We start from the raw sequence: 2111 nt of genomic DNA on the forward strand, positions 1-2111 counted from the left end.
GTCCCCTTCTTCACGTTGCTTCCCGCGCGGCGGATGCCGGTCCCTCTCTCCGCGGCGGAGAAGACATTGACCGTCGACGGATTTTCCCGGTTCGGCCCGTTCTTGTCCCCGGGCTCATCCGTGTCTTCAAAAGGGACGACGCAGTCGGCTCCTTCGGGAACCAGGGAACCTGCCATGATCCGGATGGCGGTTCCCGGTCTGACGGTTCTTTTCGTCGACCGTCCCGCTCGGGTGGTTCCGATGATGCTGAGGGTGACAGGGGTATCCCTGCCCGCCGTCAGGAGGTCGGAGGACCTGACGGCATACCCGTCCGGTCCCGCTATGTCGGCCGGGGGCAGATCGATATCGGAAAGGACATCCTGCGCCGCCACCTGACCAGCGCTTTCGAGGATGGCCCGTCTTTCCGGCCTGAGTACGCGAACGTGGTCGAGCACCATCTCCAGCGCCTTCTCGTAACTGATCATTGTCTCACCTCCCCAGGGTTCGGGCCTCGACGGACATGGGCCGGTACCCCGTTCCTTCGTGCGCGCCGTTGTCCTCAAGCATCTCGGGCACGCAGACGCGCAGTGACCCGTTCAGTCTGATGACGTTGACCCTGGTGTTGTAAAGCTGCAGCAGGGTTTCGCTGTTCACGACGTTGTCGCAGTGCCCGTCGGCGATGATCGCCCCCTTCCGGATCATGACGGCGCGGTCAGCTATCCAGAGGGCGTGTTCCGGTGAGTGGGTCGATTTGATGAAGGTGTACCCCTCCTTGGACAGGGCCGCAATGTGTTCAAGCAGTCTGAGTTGATTGCCGTAGTCGAGGCCGCTTGCGGGTTCGTCCATGACAAAGATGTGCGCCCCCTGTGCCAGCGCTCGCGCGATAAGGGTGAGCTGCCTTTCACCCCCGCTTATCTCCGTGTAGGGACGTTCGGCGAGATGCGTGATGGAAAGTCTCTCCATCACAGTCTGTGCGATGTCCATGTCTTCCCGCGAGTACCGGAAGAAGAACCTCTTGTGGGGCATCCGGCCCATGAGGATGACGTCGGAGACCCTGTAGGGAAAGGTGCCCTTGTGGAACTGGGGAACGTAGGCTATCTGCCTCGCCAGTTCCTTCTGCGGGATGGACGAGATATCCCGGCCGGCAAGCCGGACGGTGCCCTGTCCCGGCCTGATAAGGCCGATGATAACCTTGAGAAGGGTGCTTTTCCCGCTCCCGTTTGGCCCGAGGAGAGTGACGACCTCTCCCTCGCCGATCTCCACGCTGACGTCTTTCAGAACCGGTTTTTCCCTGTACGCGAAGGTGACGTGCCGTATCTCCATGAGCGCCATCAGCTCCACCCCCTGCCGGCCCTCTTGAGGACCACGACGAAGAAAGGTATACCCACAAGGGAGGTGATGATCCCCAGGGGTATCTCCGTTGTGAAGAGAAGGCGCGAAACGTCGTCGACGGCCACGAGGTACAGTGCCCCGACGAGGGCGCTTACCGGGATGAGCACGCGGTTGTCGGGTCCGACGATCATCCTCGAGATATGGGGGATTATGAGCCCGACCCAGCCGACCATTCCCGCGAGCACGACGGTGATGGCGCTCAGCATCGTGGCCATGACGATGAGAACGATCCGGATACGTTCGACGGGAACACCCATGGCCCGCGCCTCCTCGTCACCCATGCTGAGGACGTTGAGGTATCCCGACAGGGAGATGATGAGGCCCACACCGGCAACGACGGGGATGGCGGTTCCCCTGATGGTGCCCGCATCGGCGAGGGTGAGACCGCCCATGAGCCAGTAGACTATCGCGGGAAGCTGATTGTAAGGGTCGGCGAGGTACTTCACGATGGACAAAAGGGAAGTGAAAAGCGCACCGCTTATTACCCCGCCGAGAATCAGGAGGATGATCGAATTGCCCTTGTAAAAGCGGGCAACGCCAACCGCCGCCATAACGGCCAGAAAACCGAACACAAAACAGCTTGCCTGTACGAAGAACCAGCTCTTTGAGAGTATCATCCCGAGGGCGGCGCCGAAGGATGCTCCCGCGAGCACGCCCAGGATGCCTGGTGAGACAAGAGGGTTCAAGAACATTGCCTGAAAGGCCGCCCCGGAGATGGACAGCGACGCTCCGACAAAGAC

3 protein-coding genes are annotated in these 2111 nt (G+C 61.1%); all 3 read right to left on the minus strand.

Going from position 1 to position 2111, the window contains the following annotated elements:
* Positions 1 to 464, minus strand: a 464-nt coding sequence (locus tag GXX82_16275; protein ID NLT24600.1) for a molybdopterin molybdenumtransferase MoeA, incomplete at its 3' end; no start/stop codon positions are given.
* A 4-nt stretch (positions 465 to 468) separates the two neighbouring features.
* Entirely contained in the window at positions 469 to 1311 is an 843-nt protein-coding gene (locus GXX82_16280) for an ABC transporter ATP-binding protein (protein NLT24601.1), read from the minus strand.
* On the minus strand, positions 1311 to 2111 hold an 801-nt coding region (locus GXX82_16285), incomplete at its 5' end, for an iron ABC transporter permease (GenBank protein NLT24602.1). The genes GXX82_16280 and GXX82_16285, both read right to left, overlap by 1 nt.

The organism is Syntrophorhabdus sp. (assembly GCA_012719415.1).
In the GTDB taxonomy this organism is placed as follows: domain Bacteria; phylum Desulfobacterota; class Syntrophorhabdia; order Syntrophorhabdales; family Syntrophorhabdaceae; genus Delta-02.

What these genes read in the sequence shown, in the direction of transcription:
- GXX82_16280 (NLT24601.1), bottom strand. Translation starts at nt 1,311, where the DNA reads ATGGCGCTCATGGAGATACGGCACGTCACCTTCGCGTACAGGGAAAAA.